Origin of the sequence: Pseudarthrobacter sp. CCNWLW207, from assembly GCF_037203945.1 — a bacterium.
Lineage (GTDB): Bacteria > Actinomycetota > Actinomycetes > Actinomycetales > Micrococcaceae > Arthrobacter.
In genome coordinates this window covers 370,279-388,599 of record NZ_JBBCBS010000005.1, presented here as the reverse complement: position 1 = coordinate 388,599, position 18,321 = coordinate 370,279, and the positions used below count along the sequence as shown (strand labels likewise).

The 18,321-nt window shown below is 65.6% G+C and carries 18 protein-coding genes and 1 rRNA gene; 13 read left to right on the top strand and 6 right to left on the bottom strand.

Annotated elements, in window-relative coordinates; translation table 11 throughout:
* Positions 1 to 76, top strand: a 5S ribosomal RNA gene (gene rrf / locus V9L17_RS21310); the annotation flags it as partial.
* 469 nt (positions 77 to 545) lie between these two features.
* Here rrf and V9L17_RS11510 read toward each other — a convergent pair.
* Entirely contained in the window at positions 546 to 1,445 is a 900-nt protein-coding gene (locus V9L17_RS11510; RefSeq protein ID WP_337351515.1) for a hypothetical protein, read from the bottom strand.
* Between the two features lie 6 nt (positions 1,446 to 1,451).
* Here V9L17_RS11510 and V9L17_RS11505 point away from each other — a divergent pair, with 6 nt between their 5' ends.
* From V9L17_RS11505 to recN, 6 genes are read left to right on the top strand one after another with little or no spacing between them, the layout of a single operon-like run.
* Positions 1,452 to 2,369: a hypothetical protein gene (locus tag V9L17_RS11505; protein ID WP_337351529.1), complete on the top strand. Its 918-nt coding sequence runs from the start codon at positions 1,452 to 1,454 to the stop codon at positions 2,367 to 2,369.
* Positions 2,370 to 2,376: 7 nt separating this feature from the next.
* Positions 2,377 to 3,366, top strand: coding sequence for an HAD-IIA family hydrolase (locus V9L17_RS11500; RefSeq protein ID WP_337347700.1), 990 nt, complete (start codon positions 2,377 to 2,379; stop codon positions 3,364 to 3,366).
* Positions 3,367 to 3,375: 9 nt separating this feature from the next.
* A complete protein-coding gene (locus V9L17_RS11495; protein WP_337351514.1) occupies positions 3,376 to 3,603 on the top strand; it encodes a hypothetical protein in 228 nt (75 codons plus the stop codon).
* Positions 3,604 to 3,605: 2 nt separating this feature from the next.
* Entirely contained in the window at positions 3,606 to 4,418 is an 813-nt protein-coding gene (locus tag V9L17_RS11490) for a TlyA family RNA methyltransferase (RefSeq protein WP_337351513.1), read from the top strand.
* Positions 4,419 to 4,431: 13 nt separating this feature from the next.
* Complete coding sequence (locus tag V9L17_RS11485) at positions 4,432 to 5,457, top strand: NAD kinase (RefSeq protein ID WP_337351512.1); 1,026 nt, start codon at positions 4,432 to 4,434, stop codon at positions 5,455 to 5,457.
* Between the two features lie 3 nt (positions 5,458 to 5,460).
* Positions 5,461 to 7,200: a DNA repair protein RecN gene (recN, locus tag V9L17_RS11480; protein ID WP_337351511.1), complete on the top strand. Its 1,740-nt coding sequence runs from the start codon at positions 5,461 to 5,463 to the stop codon at positions 7,198 to 7,200.
* Here recN and V9L17_RS11475 read toward each other — a convergent pair.
* Positions 7,197 to 7,721: a DUF2867 domain-containing protein gene (locus V9L17_RS11475; protein WP_337351528.1), complete on the bottom strand. Its 525-nt coding sequence runs from the start codon at positions 7,719 to 7,721 to the stop codon at positions 7,197 to 7,199. The two genes, recN and V9L17_RS11475, sit on opposite strands and share 4 nt — an antisense overlap.
* 83 nt (positions 7,722 to 7,804) lie before the next feature.
* Here V9L17_RS11475 and V9L17_RS11470 point away from each other — a divergent pair, with 83 nt between their 5' ends.
* The 6 genes from V9L17_RS11470 (at position 7,805) to V9L17_RS11445 (ending at position 13,866) form a co-directional block, all read left to right on the top strand.
* The gene (locus tag V9L17_RS11470; RefSeq protein ID WP_337347705.1) at positions 7,805 to 9,619 is read left to right on the top strand and encodes a CTP synthase; all 1,815 of its coding nucleotides are present in this window, start codon (positions 7,805 to 7,807) and stop codon (positions 9,617 to 9,619) included.
* A gap of 25 nt (positions 9,620 to 9,644) precedes the next feature.
* On the top strand, positions 9,645 to 10,307 hold the full coding sequence (locus V9L17_RS11465; protein ID WP_337351510.1) for an NUDIX hydrolase: 663 nt from the start codon (positions 9,645 to 9,647) through the stop codon (positions 10,305 to 10,307).
* A complete protein-coding gene (xerD, locus tag V9L17_RS11460) occupies positions 10,307 to 11,314 on the top strand; it encodes a site-specific tyrosine recombinase XerD (protein WP_337347707.1) in 1,008 nt (335 codons plus the stop codon). The genes V9L17_RS11465 and xerD overlap by 1 nt, the downstream gene beginning before the upstream one ends.
* Positions 11,315 to 11,317: 3 nt before the next feature.
* A complete protein-coding gene (locus tag V9L17_RS11455) occupies positions 11,318 to 11,800 on the top strand; it encodes an 8-oxo-dGTP diphosphatase (RefSeq protein ID WP_337351509.1) in 483 nt (160 codons plus the stop codon).
* Positions 11,801 to 11,878: 78 nt separating this feature from the next.
* Positions 11,879 to 12,388 carry an RNA polymerase sigma factor gene (locus V9L17_RS11450; RefSeq protein WP_337351508.1) on the top strand — a complete coding sequence of 170 codons (510 nt, stop codon included), beginning with the start codon at positions 11,879 to 11,881 and terminating at the stop codon, positions 12,386 to 12,388.
* Positions 12,389 to 12,390: 2 nt separating this feature from the next.
* Positions 12,391 to 13,866 (top strand): hypothetical protein, encoded by a 1,476-nt coding sequence (locus tag V9L17_RS11445; RefSeq protein WP_337351507.1) that lies wholly within the window; start codon positions 12,391 to 12,393, stop codon positions 13,864 to 13,866.
* 88 nt (positions 13,867 to 13,954) lie between these two features.
* Here V9L17_RS11445 and V9L17_RS11440 read toward each other — a convergent pair whose 3' ends face one another.
* The 4 genes from V9L17_RS11440 to V9L17_RS11425 form a co-directional block, all read right to left on the bottom strand.
* Entirely contained in the window at positions 13,955 to 15,094 is a 1,140-nt protein-coding gene (locus V9L17_RS11440; protein ID WP_337347711.1) for a bifunctional 2-methylcitrate synthase/citrate synthase, read from the bottom strand.
* Positions 15,095 to 15,160: 66 nt separating this feature from the next.
* Positions 15,161 to 16,066 (bottom strand): methylisocitrate lyase, encoded by a 906-nt coding sequence (gene prpB / locus V9L17_RS11435; protein WP_337347712.1) that lies wholly within the window; start codon positions 16,064 to 16,066, stop codon positions 15,161 to 15,163.
* A complete protein-coding gene (locus V9L17_RS11430) occupies positions 16,067 to 17,587 on the bottom strand; it encodes an MmgE/PrpD family protein (protein WP_337351506.1) in 1,521 nt (506 codons plus the stop codon).
* An 11-nt stretch (positions 17,588 to 17,598) separates the two neighbouring features.
* On the bottom strand, positions 17,599 to 18,240 hold the full coding sequence (locus tag V9L17_RS11425) for a GntR family transcriptional regulator (RefSeq protein ID WP_337351527.1): 642 nt from the start codon (positions 18,238 to 18,240) through the stop codon (positions 17,599 to 17,601).
* Positions 18,241 to 18,321 lie beyond the last annotated feature (81 nt).

Here is an 18,321-nt window from a genome sequence, read left to right as displayed (position 1 = left end):
GAACCCGGAAGCTAAGACCCACAGCGCCGATGGTACTGCACCCGGGAGGGTGTGGGAGAGTAGGTCACCGCCGGACAACCATTAAGGTCGAGAACCCCCCAACACACACGTGTTGGGGGGTTCTCCCATTTAACACACCCCACCCCCGCCGGAACCTGCACCCGTTCGGGCAACCCTCACCCACCCCCGCCGGAACCCGGCCAGGCACACCCACCCCGGGCACCGCCGTCGTACCCCACCCAGACCACACCGGGAACACCCGAACCAAACTCGCAACAACCGAGAGAGCATCCGGGGTGTGAAGATTCCCACGACTGCCTGCAAGCGGACCTTTCTGTCATGGTTGGTTTGGCGACTCGCCTAGAATTGATTGAGATGTACGGACTTCGAAGCGCTTGATTTCGGGTTGCGTAGGAAACGAAACACGGATAAGAGCGGCTGCGATTGCGCCAGGCCGGCTCACAACAGGAGGACTCCACATGGCTGAGCACAATGGCGGCAACCGCGGCGGCAAGGACCGCGGTCCCTTCCGCGGACCGAACAACTCAGGCGGAGATCCTCGCGGATTCCGGTCCCGGGAAAACCGGGAAGGTGGCGAAGGCCCCCGACGCACGCCTGGCTCCGGAGAGCGTAAGCCGTATGGTGACCGGGAGAACAAGCCTTATGGTGATCGTCCGCGCCGCGAAGGCGAGGGTGAGCGCCGTAGCTTCGGTGCCGGCGAGCGTAAGCCCTTCGGCGATCGGCCCCGCCGTGAGGGCGACGGAGAACGCCGCGGTTTTGGCGCGGGCGATCGTGACCGTAAGCCGTATGGTGACCGGGAGAACAAGCCTTTTGGTGACCGTCCGCGTCGTGAAGGTGATGGCGAACGCCGCAGTTTTGGTGCGGGAGACCGTAAGCCGCCGTTCAGTGGTGGGGAGCGTAAGCCCTTCGGTGACCGTGACCGCAAGCCGTATGGTGACCGCGAAAACAAGCCTTTTGGTGACCGTCCGCGTCGTGAAGGTGATGGCGAACGCCGCAGTTTTGGTGGAGGAGACCGTAAGCCGCCGTTCAGTGGTGGGGAGCGTAAGCCCTTCGGTGACCGTGACCGCAAGCCCTTCGGTGACCGCGAAAACAAGCCCTATGGTGACCGTCCGCGCCGTGACGGAGACGGCGAACGCCGCAGCTTTGGCGACCGCGACAACCGCAAGCCTTTCGGCGACCGCCAGGACCGGGCACCCCGTAGCTTCGACCGCGGCGACTCCGGCCCGCGGCAGTTCGGCCGGGACCGTGCAGAGGACCGCCCCGTGCGCGTTCCCAATGCCCGCGACCTGCGCAGCGCCAACCGCCCGGACCGTGAGCGGTCGCCTGAAATCGACGAGGATGTCACGGGCAAAGAGCTGGACCGCGCTACCCAGCACCAGATCAAGACCCTCGAACCGAAAAGCGCCGAGTGGGTAGCCCGTCACCTGGTGATGGCCGGACGCCTCATTGACGACGAACCGGAACTTGCCTTCCAGCACGCCCTGGCGGCCAGCCGCCGTGGCGGCCGCCTCGCTGCAGTCCGTGAAGCTGTGGGTCTGACCGCTTACGCCGCGGGCCACTATGGGGAGGCCCTGCGCGAATTCCGCACCTATCGCCGGATCAGCGGCTCCAACGTCCACCTTCCCGTGATGGCTGACTGCGAACGCGGCCTGGGCCGCCCGGACCGAGCCCTCGATGTGGTCCGTTCCGAGGAAGCAAAGGACCTCGACGCTCCGGGCAAGGCCGAGCTCGCCATCGTGGCTGCAGGAGCCCGGACGGACCTCGGCCAGCTCGATGCCGCCGTTGCAGAACTGGAAATTCCCCAGCTGGACATCAACCGGGCCTTCTCCTACAGCCCGCGCCTTTTCCGTGCTTACGCCGACGCTTTGTCTGCCGTGGGCCGCGCGGAGGAGGCAGCCAAGTGGCAGAAACAGGCTGTCGTGGCAGAAAATGCCCTGGGCCTGGGCGTCGACGAGGAGCCGGACATCGTGGACCTCGGCTGGGACGAGGAGGAAGAAGCCCGCGAGGAGGCCGAGCGCCGCCGCCTGATCGAGCGCGCAGCCCGTGGTCCGGAAACGGACACCCCTCGCGTGGCCGCAGCAGCGGAAGCCACTGAAGGCAGCACCGAATCGGCGAGCCATGCCGTGGACACTTCCGTTGACGACGCCGAATCGGACTACTTTGAGTCTGATGATGCCGAGTCAAATGAGGACTCCATCGAGCAGGACGAACTGATCTCAACCCGTGACGAAACCGGCGAGGAAATGGACAAGGCAGCCGACGACGGAGCCGACATCGAGCCGGAGGGACCGGAAGGGCACGGCGGGGATGACATCGAGGCAGTGCGCGCAGAACACCGGGAAGACTGATCCGAAGATGACGGCCGTTCCCCTCATTTCACTGTTTGACGCCCTTCTCGCCGATCTTGATGGCGTGGTCTATGCCGGTCCGCACGCCATCCCTGGTGCCGTGGATTCGCTCCAGCAACTCGAAGGCTTGGGCATTGGCCTCGGGTATGTCACCAACAATGCCTCCCGCACGCCGGCGCAGGTAGCCGCGCATCTCCGTGAGCTCGGTGCTCCCGCGGATGATCAGCAGGTGGTCAGTTCCTCGCAGGCTGCTGCCGAACTGCTGGCGTCGCTGTTGGCGCCGGGGGCCAGGGTCCTCATCACGGGCAGCCCGGCGCTTGCGCAGGAGATCGAACTTGTTGGCCTGACTCCGGTCAGCAGCCAGGACGATGACCCCGTGGCTGTGGTCCAGGGGTTCAACCCCGCGATCGGCTGGAAGGACCTGGCCGAAGCCTCCTACGTGGTCTCTGCCGGAGCCCTGTGGGTGGCCACGAACACGGACATGTCGATTCCGCAGGCACGCGGTATTGCGCCGGGGAACGGCACCTTGGTGGCAGCCGTCGCGGCTGCCACTGGCCAGACACCGCGCGTCGCGGGCAAGCCGGAGGCCCCGCTGTTCCACGCTGCTGCCAAAAGGCTTTCCGCTGACCGTCCGCTGGTAGTGGGCGACCGCCTGGACACGGACATCCTCGGCGGCAACAACGCCGGTTTCGCCACCGTAGCCGTGCTGACTGGCGTCGACACCAGGGAAACCATCCTGGCAGCACGCACCGCAGAACGCCCGGACTATGTCATCAACTCCCTCACGGACCTCCACTCGCCGTACCCGGCCGTGGACCACGCTGACGGAACGTACCGCTGTGGAACCTCAACCGCGCGGGTCAGCGGTGGCACAGTCCACGTCCGCGGGAGCGAGGACGACCTCGACTCCTGGCGCGCCGCCTGCCAAGCCTGGTGGGCCGCGGTCCCCGAAGCGGCAAGCCCCACTGCGCCCAAACTCGAGTGGCTCAGTCATTAGACTGGTCAAATGACTGAGCTGAACGAAACGCATAACCCGGTTGCAGCCCAGCCCACCCCCGCGTGGCCGGAGACAGCAGGCACCGAAACAGGCGATCCGTCCGTTGCTGCCGTCCTGGCGGCCCTGGAAGGTGTCCCGGCGATGCCGGTGGCAGATCATGAGGCCGTCTACAGCGAGCTCCACGACGCGCTGCTCGAAACGCTGAACGAAGAGCCTCCGGCCGGGAACGGGGCCTGAGCATGGCCAGACTCGACCAGGCACTGGTTGCGCGCGGCCTGGCACGGTCGCGTACGCACGCTGCCTCCCTGATTTCCGAAGGCAAGGTCACTTCCGCGGGCCAGGTGCTGTCAAAGGCCTCAATCCAGGTGGAGGACAGCAAGGACCTTGCCGTTGAGCACACTGAGCAGGACAGCTACGTCAGCCGGGCCGGCCATAAACTGGCCGGCGCGCTGGACGCCTTTCCGGCCATAACCGTCGAGGGGAAGAGGTGCCTGGACGCGGGTGCGTCCACCGGCGGCTTCACCGATGTGCTGTTGAGGCGTGGCGCCGCGCACGTGGTGGCTGTCGACGTCGGACACGGCCAGCTGGTGCCGCAGCTCCGGAGCGATCCCCGGGTAGAGGTGCATGAGGGGCTCAACGTCAGGTATATGGCGGCTGAGGACATCGGTGGGACAGTGGCCTTGACGGTTGCTGACCTGTCGTTCATTTCGCTGACCCTGGTGGTCCTGCCGTTGGCCCTGAGCACGGAGCCTGGCGGCGATCTGGTGCTGATGGTAAAGCCACAGTTCGAAATCGGTAAGGACCGCCTGGGCCGCACCGGCGTGGTCAATTCCGAGCGCGAACGCCGGATGGCGGTCGAAAAAGTCGCCAATGCGGCGCTCGACGCCGGCGTGGACCTGTGCGGCTTGGCGGCGAGTCCCTTGCCGGGCCAGGACGGAAACGTTGAATACTTCCTGTGGATAAAGCGCAGGATGACCCAAGACTTGCCTAAGATCGAAGAGCGCGACGCAGCCATAGCTGGGTTGCTTGGACGTCTTTGGCCGAACCACTAGAAAGCGGAACCTGATGAGCAGGCGCGTATTGGTCCTTGCCCACACTGGCCGCGAGGAGTCATTGAAGGCCGCCTGGGAAGCCTGCGCCCAGCTGCATGCCTCAGGCATTATCCCGGTGATGCAGGAGTCCGAACTGGGCGACATGGAGCGCTTCTTCGGGCACCTCACCCAGCCGGTGGAGGTCCTGCATGACCACGTGCAGCTCCCGGACGTTGAACTGGTGATGGTGCTGGGCGGCGACGGGACCATCCTGCGCGCGGCCGAGCTGGTGCGGGAAGTGGATGTGCCCCTGTTGGGCGTCAACCTCGGCCACGTGGGTTTCCTTGCCGAGAGCGAGCGGGCCGACCTCGCCCAGACAGTGGAATGGATCGCCCGCCGGGACTACACGGTGGAAGAGCGCATGACCATCGACGTCCAGGTGTGGGTCCGGGGCCAGAAGATCTGGCATACCTGGGCCCTGAACGAGGCTGCCATAGAAAAAGGCAACAGGGAACGGATGCTCGAGGTGGTCACCGAGGTTGACGAGCGCCCCCTGACGTCCTTCGGCTGCGACGGCGTGGTGCTGGCCACCCCTACCGGGTCCACCGCCTACGCCTTCTCAGCCGGCGGGCCCGTAGTTTGGCCGGAGGTCGAGGCCCTCCTGATTGTCCCCATCAGCGCCCACGCCCTTTTCGCCAAGCCCCTGGTGGTGTCACCGCGGTCGCGGCTGGCAGTGGAGGTCCTCAACCGGACGGATGCCATGGGGGTGCTGTGGTGTGACGGCCGGCGCTCGGTGGACCTGCCGCCGGGAGCCCGGGTGGAAGTGACCAAATCTGCTACGCCGGTCCGGCTGGCCCGGACGCACCAGACGCCGTTCTCCGCCAGGCTGGTCCGGAAGTTCGAGCTCCCCATCCACGGCTGGCGGGGCCCGGTTCCGCAGGCCGAGGCCATCCACACGGGCCCGATTCCGATTGTCCGGACGCCCAGGCCGATGGCCCCGCTGCAGGTCACGCACGCAGACCACCCTGAAGATGAAACCGATCCGTCAAAAGCAAAGTGAACCATGCTTGAAGAACTGAGAATCCGCGATCTCGGCGTCATCACTGACGCTACGCTGCCGCTGGGCCCCGGGCTGAGCGTGGTGACCGGCGAGACAGGCGCCGGTAAGACGATGGTGGTCACCGCCGTCGGCCTCCTTTTGGGTGCCAGGTCCGACGCCGGCGCGGTCCGCAACGGGGCCAAGAGTGCCTCCGCGGAGGCAGTTCTCAAGCTCGACGCCGGACACGCGGCAGTGGTGCGGGCGCTTGAGGCCGGTGCCGAGGTGGAAGAGTTCGACGGCGGCGCTGAGCTGATCCTTGCCCGTCGCCTCGGTGCGGACGGACGCAGCCGGGCCTACCTCGGCGGGCGGGCCGCCCCCGTGGGCGTCCTTGCGGAGATCGGCGAAAGCCTGGTGGTGGTCCATGGCCAGTCGGACCAGATCAGGCTGAAGGGGGCACTTGCACAGCGCGGTGCCCTGGACAAGTTTGCCGGCGACGCCCTGGCGGATCCGCTGGGCAAGTATCAGGCCCTCTACAGCCACTGGAAGTCCAGCCAAGCCGAACTGGACACGCTGCGCGGCGCCGCACGGGACCGGCTGCGGGAAGCGGAATCGCTGGAGATTGCCCTGGCCGAGATCGACGACGTCGACCCGCAGCCGGGGGAGGACGAGTCACTCAAGGCCGAGGCCGTGAAACTGGCCAATGTGGAAGAACTCAGGATTGCGGCGAACACCGCCCACCAGGCACTTATCGCAGAGGACTACGGCGACGAGGGTGACGCCACCACCTTGGTGGATGCCGCCAAGCGGACCTTGGAGCATGTGGCCGAGCATGACGCTGAACTCGGCGCGGCAGCCGCGCGCCTGGCCGAGGTCGGCTTCCTGCTGAACGATATCGCCACGGAACTGGCAAGCTACCAGGCCGGCCTGGACTCAGAGGGGCCCGAACGGCTCGCGGAGATCGAGGACCGCCGGGCTGCGTTGGCCAAGCTGGTGCGCAAGTACGCCCCCAGCATCGACGAGGTCCTGGTGTGGGCTGAGAACGCACGTGTCCGGTTCGACGAACTGCAGGATGACTCAACCCGGATCGAGGCGCTGGACGCGGAGGTTGCCCGGACCGAGGCTGAGCTGAAGAAGCAAGCAGCGGCCATCACCAAAATCCGCGGCAAGGCTGCAAAGGATCTCTCCGCTCGCGTCAGCGCCGAACTGAAGGCCCTTGCCATGGCCGACGCAACGCTGGTGATCACCATCGAGCCGGCAGCACAGCTGCAGCCCCACGGTTCCGACGAGATCTCGTTCCTGCTCCAGCCTCATTCCGGTGCGCCGGCCCGTCCGCTGGGCAAAGGCGCCTCAGGCGGCGAACTGTCCCGCGTGATGCTGGCCATTGAGGTAGTGCTCGCCGCCGTGGATCCGGTGCCCACTTTTGTGTTCGACGAAGTGGACGCCGGCGTCGGCGGACGTGCCGCCGTCGAAATCGGCCGTCGGCTGGCCATGCTGGCGCAGCACGTGCAGGTCCTGGTGGTCACGCACCTGCCGCAGGTTGCCGCCTTCGCGGACCAGCACATCACCGTCACCAAGACATCGGTCCGGGGGTCCGACGGCGGCACGGCCACCGGGTTCACTTCCAGTGATGTGCGGCTGCTCGACGGCCCTGAAAGGGTCAAGGAGCTCGCACGGATGCTGGCAGGCCAGGAGGATTCCGAGTCCGCACAGGCCCACGCGCAGGAGTTGCTCGACGACGCGAAGCTGCTGCCCCAGCGGGCCTAGCTGCTTCGGGGCACGGCAGTCAGCCGGCGGATGGTGCGGGCCATCATGGCGTGCACCACCAAGGGATGCAGCAGGCGCACCGGGGCGAAGTACAGCCGTCCCCGCCAGCCCTTCAGGCGCACCGCCGTGGTGACCCGCAACAGGTTGGTGCCGGCGTCGTAGGCCACCCCGCAGCGGAAGTCCAGGTGGGTATCATCGGCGCTGATCAGCGCTTCTTCGCCGCAGACCTCCGCGACGGCAAACACGCCGGCTGGAGCCCTGCTGATTCCCACCAGGCCAACCACTGCCTGCCGCAAACCCATTAAGGCAGTCACCCAGCCCGGCATGGACCGCAGCGAGAACAGCTCTTCGGCCCAGAGGCGCGGGTCCGAGGGACCGCCGTCGGGAACTGGGAGGACAATCACATCGGCGTAGTCAGGCTGGGGAATGGACTGCAGCGCCAGCGACCGGAAGACCGGGAAATTCCCTGCGTCCACGCCGCCAACAGGGCCCGATGATTTGGTTTCAGGGTCCGGAAACATGGTCACCCCTTGATCGTAAGGCCGTTCGCACTGCAGACTGGAGCATTTGGGGAACAGTTCCGGATCCGTGGAAGGTTCATTTGATGATAGGCTCGAATTCCGTGGTGCAGCGATCAAATTCCCGTGTAAATTCCCGGTTCCCGGGCTCGTCCAAGACGACCAAACACATCTTCGTAACCGGTGGTGTGGCGTCCTCGCTCGGTAAGGGGCTGACGGCTTCGAGCCTCGGCCACCTCCTGCGGGCACGCGGCCTGTCTGTAACTATGCAGAAGCTCGATCCGTACCTGAACGTTGATCCGGGCACGATGAACCCCTTCCAGCACGGCGAGGTCTTTGTGACCGACGACGGCGCTGAGACGGACCTCGACATCGGACACTACGAGCGCTTCCTGGACGAAAACCTGGAAGGTTCGGCGAACGTAACCACCGGGCAGATTTACTCCACCGTGATCGCGAAGGAACGTCGCGGCGAATACCTCGGCGACACCGTCCAGGTCATCCCGCACATCACGGACGAGATCAAGCGCCGGATGCGCTTGCCCGCCGAGGGCAAGAACGCTCCGGACGTCATCATCACCGAGATCGGCGGAACCGTCGGCGACATCGAGTCCCAGCCGTTCCTCGAGTCGGCCCGCCAGGTCCGCCAGGACGTCGGCCGGGGCAACGTCTTTTTCCTGCACGTCTCCCTGGTTCCGTACATCGGCCCGTCCCAGGAGCTGAAAACCAAGCCGACGCAGCACTCCGTGGCCGCGCTGCGTTCCATCGGCATCCAGCCGGAAGCCATCGTGATCCGCTCGGACCGCGAAGTACCCGATGCCATGCGCGAGAAGATCGGCCGCATGTGCGACGTCGACATCGACGCGGTGGTGAACGCTGCCGACGCACCCAGCATCTACGACATCCCCAAGACGCTGCACTCCCAGGGCCTGGACTCCTACATCGTGCGTGCCCTGGACCTGCCGTTCAAGGACGTCGACTGGACCAGCTGGGACAAGCTGCTCGAGGCCGTCCACAACCCAAAGCACGAGGTTGAAATCGCGCTTGTGGGCAAGTACATCGACCTCCCGGATGCCTACCTGTCCGTCACGGAGGCCTTGCGCGCCGGCGGTTTCGCCAACGACACCAAAGTCAAGATCCGCTGGGTTCCGTCGGACGAATGCGAAACCCATGAGGGCGCGGTTGCTGCCTTGGACGGTGTGGACGCCATCTGTGTTCCCGGCGGCTTCGGCATCCGCGGCCTCGAAGGAAAGCTCGGGGCACTCAAGTTCGCCCGCGAAACTAAACTGCCGGTGCTTGGCCTCTGCCTTGGCCTGCAGTGCATGGTGATCGAATACGCCCGGAACGTAGTTGGCCTGGAAGGCGCGTCCTCGTCCGAGTTCGAGCCGGACTCCAAGTACCCGGTCATTGCCACGATGGAAGAGCAGCTGGACATCGTCGAAGGCAAGGGCGACCTCGGCGGCACCATGCGCCTGGGCCTTTACGAGGCAAAGCTCGACGCCGGCTCCGTCATCGCCGAAACCTACGGCAAGACCACAGTCAGCGAACGGCACCGCCACCGCTACGAGGTCAACAACAAGTACCGTGGCCAGATCGCCGAGAAAGGCCTGGTGTTCTCCGGAACGTCACCGGACGGCAAGCTCGTGGAATACGTCGAGCTCCCGCGTGAGGTGCACCCGTACTACGTGGCAACGCAGGCCCACCCTGAGCTCAGCTCCCGGCCCACCCGGCCGCACCCGCTGTTCGCCGGGCTGGTCAAGGCTGCCCTGGACCACCAGGCCGGCAGCGAGTTCCTGGATGCAGGCCTGCCCGCCGAAGCTGCCCCGGAAGCCCCGGAGGCAGTAGCTGCCAGAAACGGTGCGCCGGCGGCCAAGCAGGCACGCACGGTAGCTGCTAAGTAAAACCGAATACGTAAAGGACGGCGCGATGCCCGGTACACCTGGAACCCCCCAAGCTGCACGGAAGGTTTCGGACGAACCGAGCCCGCGCCGTCTTTTGTCAACCGAGAAGGTCTACGAAGGCCGGATCTGGGACGTGGTCAGCGACAGCTTCCAGCTGAGCGACTCCGGCGACGCCCTCACCCGCGACTACATTGACCATCCAGGCGCGGTGGCAGTATTGCCCATGAACGAAGCGGGCGAGATCCTGCTCCTGAAGCAGTACCGGCATCCCGTGGGCATGGATCTTTGGGAGATTCCGGCCGGTTTGCTGGACGTCGAAGGCGAAGACTTCGTCGTGGGCGCCGCCCGCGAGCTCGCGGAAGAGGCGGACCTGGCCGCCGGCACATGGAATGTCCTGGCGGATTTCTTCAATTCGCCGGGCTCCTCCAGCGAAGCAATCAGGATCTACCTTGCCCGCGACCTCACGGGTGTGCCGCACCACGAGCGCCACGAGCGGACGGATGAGGAAGCGGAGATTGAATTCCACTGGATAGCCCTCGACGACGCCGTGGCAGCAGTCCTGGAAGGGAAACTGCACAACCCGTCCGCCGTCGTCGGGATCCTCGCTGCGGCCGCGGCGCGCGCTGACGGCTTTGCCCGGATCCGCCCCGCCGATGCACCTTGGCCTGCCCACCCCAGCCAGCGTTGATGACGGCGAGTACCTCGGCTGAGGCACCGCCACCGCCGGCCGCGGAACAGCCACGGCAGCAAGTCCGGCCCCGAACGGCCATCGACCACGCCATAGCCGAGTACCTGCAGCATATGCGGGTTGAACGGGGCCTCGCGCTCAACACCCTGGCCGCCTACCGCCGCGACCTGACACGCTACGCCGGCTACCTCGCTGGCGCAGGCTGCGAACTGCCCGGCCAGATCACGCGGCACCACGTCACCGGATTCGTCCAGGCACTGTCGGACGGTTCCGACGGCGGCACGGCCCTGGGCGTGAGGTCGGCGGCCCGAACGGTGGTTGCAGTCCGCGGCCTGCACAAATTCTGGGCCCTCGAAGGGCTCACGACGACGGACCCCGCCAGCGACGTCCACCCGCCGATGCCGGGCAAGAGGCTGCCCAAAGCCATCAGCGTGGACGAGGTCACCCGGATCCTTGAGGCTTCGGGTGCCGATACGCCCACGGGACTGAGGGACCGCGCCTTGCTCGAATTCCTCTATTCCACCGGGGCAAGGATCAGCGAAGCCGTCGGCCTGGACGTAGACGACATCTCGCTGGACGACGCGGAGGCCGGCCCCGCGATCGTACGGCTGTTCGGCAAGGGGTCCAAGGAGCGGCTGGTACCGCTGGGCTCCTACGGTGCCCGGGCACTGGATGCCTACCTTGTGCGTGGCCGGCCCCTCTTGGCGGCCAAGGGCAAGGGGACGCCGGCGCTGTTCCTCAACGCCCGTGGCGGACGCATCAGCCGCCAAAGCGCTTGGACCATCCTTAAGGCCGCAGCCGAAAAAGCCAACATCACCAGGGACGTCTCACCGCACACGCTGCGGCATTCCTTCGCCACCCACCTTCTGGAAGGCGGCGCGGACGTCCGGGTGGTCCAGGAACTGTTGGGGCATGCCTCCGTGACAACCACGCAGGTGTACACCCTGGTCACAGCGGATACCCTGCGTGAAATCTACGCCGCGGCGCATCCGCGGGCCCTGGGTTAGGACGTGGAGCCGGCGGCCGTCGCACTCTGCTTCCTGCTGCGGGACACCCCCGACGGCGCTGAAGTCATGCTGGGCGTTAAAAAGACCGGCTTTGGCTCCGGGAAGGTAGTGGGTCCCGGCGGGCATGTGGAAGCCGGGGAGACCGACGCCATAGCGGCGTGCCGAGAGATCCACGAGGAGGCCGGGATTACCGTCCGGCCTGAAGACCTGCAGGACGCCGGCGTTGTGCAGTTTGTTTTTCCCGCCAGGCCCGAATGGAACATGTCCGCGCGGATGTTCACAGCCCGCCGTTGGGAGGGCGAGCCCCGCGAAAGCGACGAGATCGCCCCAGCGTGGTTCAGTACACGGGCACTGCCTGTGGAGCGGATGTGGCAGGACGCCGACCATTGGCTGCCTGTGGTGCTGGAAGGGCGCAGGGTGAACGTCGTTGTGACCCTGGCTACGGACAACGAAACAGTGGCCTCGTCAGAAAGCCTGTTGCCCTAACCGCTGTAACCATTCCTGCCAAGCCGGAAACTATAGGGTTAGCCTGCAAACCAGGAAACTACATCACCAGGGGGGATCGTGCTTTCACAGCGCGAGCTGGCGTTCATCGCCTTATACAAGGACAGCTATCCAAGGATCCACAAATACGTCCTTCGGAGAGTCGACGATCCTGAGCTGGCCCAGGAACTCGCAGCGGATGTCTTCCGTATCGCCTGGGAGAAATGGGACGGCGCTGCCAGCACGGAAATCCCTTGGCTCTTTGCCGTCGCCCGGAACCTTATCGGCAATGCCTACCGGGGCCGTGACCGGCAGAAAGCACTGACGGAGAAGATCACCGCCACCGCTGGCGGTGACGCGGGGGACCAGGGCGAGCACACGGCTGTGGAGAATGCCCTGGCCGTCCTTCGGGACAAGGACCGGGACATTCTCCAGCTGGCGTATTGGGACGACCTGACAATCGCCGAAATTGCCCAGGTCCTTGATTGTTCACAATCCGCCGCCAAGGTGCGGCTGCACCGGGCGAGGGAAGCCTTCCGGAGGCTCATGCCGGCCACTTGCGAATCGCTCGAACAGAAAGTCGGTGCGTAGTCATGGATCCGATCAAGAACCTGGTTTCCGGTGCAGACCCCATCCGTCACCACCCCGCAGTTCCCGACGGCGAGGAGGCCCTGCGAGGGATGTTCGCCCGCGCCGAGGGGTTCACGGACCGCGTCTCGCCGGACATCCCCACGCTCGCTGAACGGAGGCAACGGCGTGCCAGGATCGCCGGGCTCCTGGCCATCGCCGCGGCAGCAGTAACGGCAGGCGTCCTGGTCACCGTGAACCTCGGCCCGCTCACGGCCGCCCCGGCGCCGGCGACCACCGTCACCCCCACCGCGAATCCCACGCCAGCCACGCCGAAACCAACACCGACTCCCACTGGATCGGCATCCTCAACAGGAGCGGCCGTAGTACCACCGCCTGCCCGGCCGGCGTGGACTTCCTACACCGATTCAACCGGCCAGGCCACGTTCGACATCCGTCCGGACTGGGCGGTGGTGGAGTCTCCGCACATGATTGCAGGCATGCCGTTCAACACTCTCGAGGTTCGGAACGCAGACAACCAGACCATCAGCCGCCTTGACCTGGTCTATGACCGGACAGCAGGTCCCTGCGGCGCCGCTGCGCCGTTCACCGTGCTCGACTCCGAGCCTGTGCAGATTCCGCAGCAGCCCAAAGACCTCCAGCAGCGTGGCCAGCCACGGTTCTCCTTCACCATCGTTGAGGGGGCGAAAATATACGGCTCCATGGCACTGTCCGGATCCCTGGAAACTGTCCGGACTCCGTGCAGCTACAGCAACGGCATTGGGGGCCCGGAGGGAGTGCCCCCGGTCTATTTCGGAGATACCGAGAGGCTTACTCCGGATGGCGACAGGGCCCTGGAGTTCACTTCCGTAGCAGAAGTCAACGCCTACATGCAGTCCCAGGATTACGCGGATAAAAAGCGCATGCTGACATCCCTCTCCCTCAAAGCCTCCGACGTCGTCACATCGCAGCGCTTTACCAGCGAGGCCGCAGGGGCATCGTTCGCCCTGCCCACCGGCTGGGCGGCCAAGGACGTGCCCGCCGGGACACCGGATTACCCCGCCTCTGCGATCGAAGTCTCAGACGAGGCCGGCAAGACCGTGGCCACGTTCTACCACGGTGCAGGGGGAGGCCTCGGGGGTTCCTGTGGTCTTGAAAAGTACATAGCCACCGAGCTGGACTCAGCCCAGTACATGCCTTCGTGGGATGCCGGCGGCAACGTCCGCTTCTCCTACCGGGTCCTTGACCAGACGTCCGTTGGCGCCGGCTTCAGCTACCAGGTGGGGCTCGTGGATGAGGCCAGCGGCCAGCTGAAGGATAGCTGCCTGATGTACTCCGTGGTCAACGGTGCCCCACGAGGCACCCTGTCCTTCGCGGACAGGGCCGCCAAAGCGGCTGGCGAACCGGTGTTCCAGACGCTGGCCGAGGCAAAGGCGTACATGGGCACCGCGGAGTACCGGAAGCTCAAGGAGATGATCCTGAGCCTTACGCTGTCCCAGTAGGGTTCCGCTCACCGATTCAGCAGAGTACGACGCCGGCGCGGTTTCCCTCGAAGGTGACCGCGCCGTCGTCGTACTCGCCTGGTTGCACTTACGGCAGGTGCCGTTCCTCGACTCCGTTGTATTCGCTCAACGGACGGATCAGCGAGTTCGAGTCCAGCTGTTCCATGATGTGTGCGGTCCAACCGGTGATGCGGCTGGCAACGAACAGGGGAGTGAAGGTGGCCGTGTCAAAACCCATGAGGTGGTACGTGGGGCCGGTGGGGTAGTCGAGGTTTGGCTTGATGCCTTTGGCCTCGTCCATCGCGGTTTCCAGCCCGTTGTAGAGGCCCAGGAGTTCAGGGCGGCCGTAGTGGGCGATCATTTTGTCCAGGGCGGCTTTCATGGTGGGTACCCGGGAGTCGCCGTGCTTGTAGACGCGGTGGCCGAAGCCCATGACTTTCTTCTTCTGGGCCAGGGCGTCCTCCATCCAGGTCTTTGCCCGGGCGGCGGCATCCTCCAGGGATTCCTCGGGCCGGATGCCGATCTCGTCGAAGGTGTGCATCACGGCCTCGTTAGCGCCGCCGTGGAGCGCTCCCTTGAGCGCGCCGATGGCGCCCGTGACCGCTGAATGCAGGTCCGAGAGGGTGGACGTGATGACCCGTGCGGTGAAAGTGGAGGCGTTGAAGGAGTGCTCGGCGTACAGGATCATGGAGACGTTGAAGGCATCGACCACCTCCGGGACCTGCTCTTCCCCGAAGGTCATCCAGAGGAAGTTGGCGGAGTAGTCCAGGTCATCGCGGGGCTCGACGGGCTCCTGGCCGTGGCGGCGGCGTTGGTCGTAGGCCACAACCGCGGGCATCGCGGCGAACAGGTCGATGGCCTTGTCCATGTTGGCCTGGCGCGAGGAATCCTCGGCCAGTTCGTGGCGGGCGCCCATGACCGATGCGGCCGTCCGGCAGACATCCATCGGGTGGGAGTTGGTGGGCAGTGCGTCGATAACCTGCTTGACCACAGGATCAAGAGGCCGTCCGGCCCGTTCCCGGGCGGTGAAGGCGGCTAGCTCCTCCGGGGTGGGCAACTCGCCGTTCCAGAGGAGATAGGCAACCTCCTCGAAACTGCAGCGGGCGGCGAGTTCCTGGACCGGATAGCCCCGGTACAGCAGTGAGTTGGTGTCGGGGTTGACCTTCGACACCGCGGTGTAGTCCACCACGACGCCGGCGAGGCCCTTCTTGATCTCATTTTCAGCCATGCTGAAACTCCTTCGTTCCTTGTGCCTGTGTGCCGGCCGAAGCCGGAAGCCTTGGATGGTTGCGGGTCAGCGGGTACCTGGAATCTTGAAATTGAAGACTCCGGTGTCAAACCGGTTGTAGGCCTCGTAATCCACGAGGTCGTACAGCCGCGCACGGGTCAGCATGCTCTCTACCTGGGCCTCCTGGGTGCCGTCGGACCTGATCGATTCCAGCGTACGCTCCGCGGCGCCCATGGCACTACGGAGGAGGGTGACGGGATAGATGACCATGTTGACGCCGACGCCCTGGAGCTGGTCCACGGTGAAGAGGTCGCTCTTGCCGAATTCGGTCATGTTGGCCAGGATGGGCACGTCCACGGCGTCGCGGATGGCCTGGAACTCGGTGAGGTCTTTCATGGCTTCGGGGAAGATGGCGTCCGCTCCGGCGTCCACGAGTGCTTTGGCACGGTCCTGGGCTGCCTGGAGCCCGTCCACTGCGCGGATGTCGGTGCGGGCCATGATCAGGAAGTTGGGGTCCCTGCGGGCGTCGGCGGCGGCGCGGATGCGTTTGGTGGCGGTGTCCAGGTCCACCACGTTTTTCCCGTCGAGGTGGCCGCAGCGCTTGGGGTTGAACTGGTCTTCGATGTGCAGTCCGGCGAGGCCGGCGTTTTCGATTTCCTGGACGGTGCGGGCCACGTTCATGGGCTCACCGAACCCTGTGTCTGCGTCGACGATGGCTGGCAGGTCGGTCATGCGGGCGATCTGCCCGGCCCGGGTGGCCACTTCGGTGAGCGTGGTCAGGCCGATATCGGGCAGTCCGAGGTCATTGGCGAGGACCGCGCCGGAAATGTAGACCCCGGCGAAGCCCTTCTCCTCGATCAGCCGGGCCGAGAGCGGGTTGAACGCGCCCGGGAACTGGGCGATCGTGCCGGAGGCGAGCAGTTCGCGGAACCGGATGCGCTTCTGCTCGGGGGTGACGGTGGAGTACAGCATCTAGAACAGTCCTTTGGGCGCGTTGTTGAGGTTGATGACGCCGGGGGCTGCGGTGATGTTCAGCTGGTCCAGTTCCCCGGGCGTGAGTTCGGGGAGGCGTTCGGCGGCGGCGAGGAACCTCTCGATCTCCGCCTCCTCCACGAGTCCGGCGGCAAGGGTGCGGAACTTGTTGATGTACTGTGCCCGGGCGAATGGCCGGGCGCCCAACGGATGGGCGTCGGCGACGGCTATCTCGTCCCGGATGACGGTGCCGTCGGTGAGGGTGATCTCCACGGACCCGCCGAAGGCCTTCTCGTTGATGTCCAGGGAGTGGTAGCGGCGGGTCCATTCGGGGTCTTCCTCGGTGGTGACCTTGTGCCAGAGCTCCACGGTGTCCGGCCGGGCGGCACGCTCGGGGGAGTAGGAGTCCACGTGGTGCCAGAACCCGTCCTGCAGGGCCACGGTGAAGATGTACGGGATGGAGTGGTCCAGCGTCTCCCGTGAAGCGGTGGGGCTGTACTTTTGGGGGTCGTTGGCGCCGGAGCCGATCACGTAGTGGGTGTGGTGGCTGGTTTTGATCAGCACGGATTTCACGTTGGCCGGGTCGGTGGCCTCGGGGTGCTCGCGGTTCAGCTTGCGGGCGAGGTCGATCCACGCCTGGGCCTGGTACTCGGCGGAATGCTCCTTGGTGTAGGTGTCCAGGATCGCGCGCTTAGCCTCCCCGGGTGTGGGGAGCGGCACCATGTACGAGGCGTCCGGACCGTCCAGCATCCACGCGATCACACCGTCTTCGCCCTCATAAATGGGCACCGGGGAAGTCTGCCCGCGCATGGAGCGGTCAACTGCCTCGACGGCCATCTTCCCGGCGAAAGCGGGGGCATGTGCCTTCCACGTGGAAATCTCACCCTTGCGGGACTGCCGGGTCGCGGTGGTGGTGTGCAGCGCCTGGCCCACCGACTGGAAAATGGTCTCGACGTCGAGCCCCAGCAGGGTGCCGATGCCCGCCGCGGCCGATGGGCCGAGGTGGGCCACGTGGTCGATCTTGTGCTTGTGCAGGCAGATGGCCTTGACCAGGTTCACCTGGATCTCATACCCGGTGGCGATGGCACGGACCAGGTCCGCCCCGCTGGAGCCCACATGCTGGGCAACAGCCAGGATCGGCGGAATATTGTCGCCCGGGTGGGAATAGTCCGCGGCCAGGAACGTGTCATGGTAATCAAGTTCGCGGACGGCGACGCCATTGGCCCATGCAGCCCACTCGGGGGACACGCGCTCGCCGATGCCGAAAACCTTCGCGCCCTTCCCGCCGGTGCTTGGGCCGTGCGTCAGGGCCTGGGCGCGGGCGGCCACAATCGGTCCACGGTTCAACGAAGCGATGGCCACCGAAGCGTTGTCGATCACGCGGTTGATGATCATCTCCGTGACGTCATTAGTGACGTCGACAGGGTCCGCGGCCACCACGGCGATCTTGTGGGCCAGCTGGTCCTCGCGGGCCAGGTTTTCCTCGCTCTTGTAGACGCGGACGTGGTGTTCCTTAACCATGAGGGCTCCTCTTACTGGGGTGTGTGGGTGGCTTTGATATGCGAAAGGCTGCGGTGCAGGTGGACTGTGGTGGCGGCGTGGGCCAGGCGCGGATTGCGGTCGGCGATGGCCTCGGCGATGGCGGCGTGCTCGGTAGCCGCGGCCGCGAGACGGACGGCGTCGTCGGCGGCGAGCCTTCGTACGCGGACGAGGTGGACCCGAAGGCCCCGCATGGCCTGGGCAAGGTAGGTGTTTGAGACAGCGGAGTCGATAGCCGCATCCAGGCGGGCCACTAGTGCGTAGTAGTCATTGCGGGCGGGATCGTCGCCGCTGATCAGGGCCGTCGCGTCCAGCAGTTCCCCGTGGAGCTGCGCAAAATCGTCCGGATTGCCGCGTTCGGCTGCCAGTTCCGCAGCCCTGCCTTCGAGGGTTTCGCGGAGCTCGAACAACTCATCGATGTCCTCCAGCGAGATACCGGTAACCACGACGCCGCGGCCTCCTGCCGCCGTCGTCAGCCCTTCGGCGGTGAGCCGGCCCAGCGCCTCCCGAAGGGGCGTGCGGGAGACGCCCAGGCGCTCGGACTGCTCCACTTCGGCGAGCAAGGTGCCCGGGAGTAGCCGCCACTGAACGATGTCATCGCGGAGTGCCGCATAGGCGCGGTCGCTGGCGCGCACGCTCGGACCCTTCACTGGTTGCATGACACCAGTGTATACACAGAAGCCTCTGAAGCACGGAGATGTGCGGAATTTTTCCAA

Excerpts from the sequence above, each read along its gene's own strand:
- V9L17_RS11430 (WP_337351506.1), bottom strand. The coding sequence starts at position 17,587 with ATGGTTAAGGAACACCACGTCCGCGTCTACAAGAGCGAGGAAAACCTG.
- V9L17_RS11445 (WP_337351507.1), top strand. The coding sequence starts at position 12,391 with ATGGATCCGATCAAGAACCTGGTTTCCGGTGCAGACCCCATCCGTCAC.
- V9L17_RS11495 (WP_337351514.1), top strand. The coding sequence starts at position 3,376 with ATGACTGAGCTGAACGAAACGCATAACCCGGTTGCAGCCCAGCCCACC.
- V9L17_RS11440 (WP_337347711.1), bottom strand. The coding sequence starts at position 15,094 with ATGGCTGAAAATGAGATCAAGAAGGGCCTCGCCGGCGTCGTGGTGGAC.
- V9L17_RS11500 (WP_337347700.1), top strand. The coding sequence starts at position 2,377 with ATGACGGCCGTTCCCCTCATTTCACTGTTTGACGCCCTTCTCGCCGAT.
- V9L17_RS11470 (WP_337347705.1), top strand. The coding sequence starts at position 7,805 with ATGATAGGCTCGAATTCCGTGGTGCAGCGATCAAATTCCCGTGTAAAT.
- V9L17_RS11475 (WP_337351528.1), bottom strand. The coding sequence starts at position 7,721 with ATGTTTCCGGACCCTGAAACCAAATCATCGGGCCCTGTTGGCGGCGTG.
- V9L17_RS11490 (WP_337351513.1), top strand. The coding sequence starts at position 3,606 with ATGGCCAGACTCGACCAGGCACTGGTTGCGCGCGGCCTGGCACGGTCG.
- xerD (WP_337347707.1), top strand. The coding sequence starts at position 10,307 with ATGACGGCGAGTACCTCGGCTGAGGCACCGCCACCGCCGGCCGCGGAA.
- V9L17_RS11505 (WP_337351529.1), top strand. The coding sequence starts at position 1,452 with ATGGCCGGACGCCTCATTGACGACGAACCGGAACTTGCCTTCCAGCAC.
- V9L17_RS11485 (WP_337351512.1), top strand. The coding sequence starts at position 4,432 with ATGAGCAGGCGCGTATTGGTCCTTGCCCACACTGGCCGCGAGGAGTCA.
- recN (WP_337351511.1), top strand. The coding sequence starts at position 5,461 with ATGCTTGAAGAACTGAGAATCCGCGATCTCGGCGTCATCACTGACGCT.
- V9L17_RS11465 (WP_337351510.1), top strand. The coding sequence starts at position 9,645 with ATGCCCGGTACACCTGGAACCCCCCAAGCTGCACGGAAGGTTTCGGAC.
- prpB (WP_337347712.1), bottom strand. The coding sequence starts at position 16,066 with ATGCTGTACTCCACCGTCACCCCCGAGCAGAAGCGCATCCGGTTCCGC.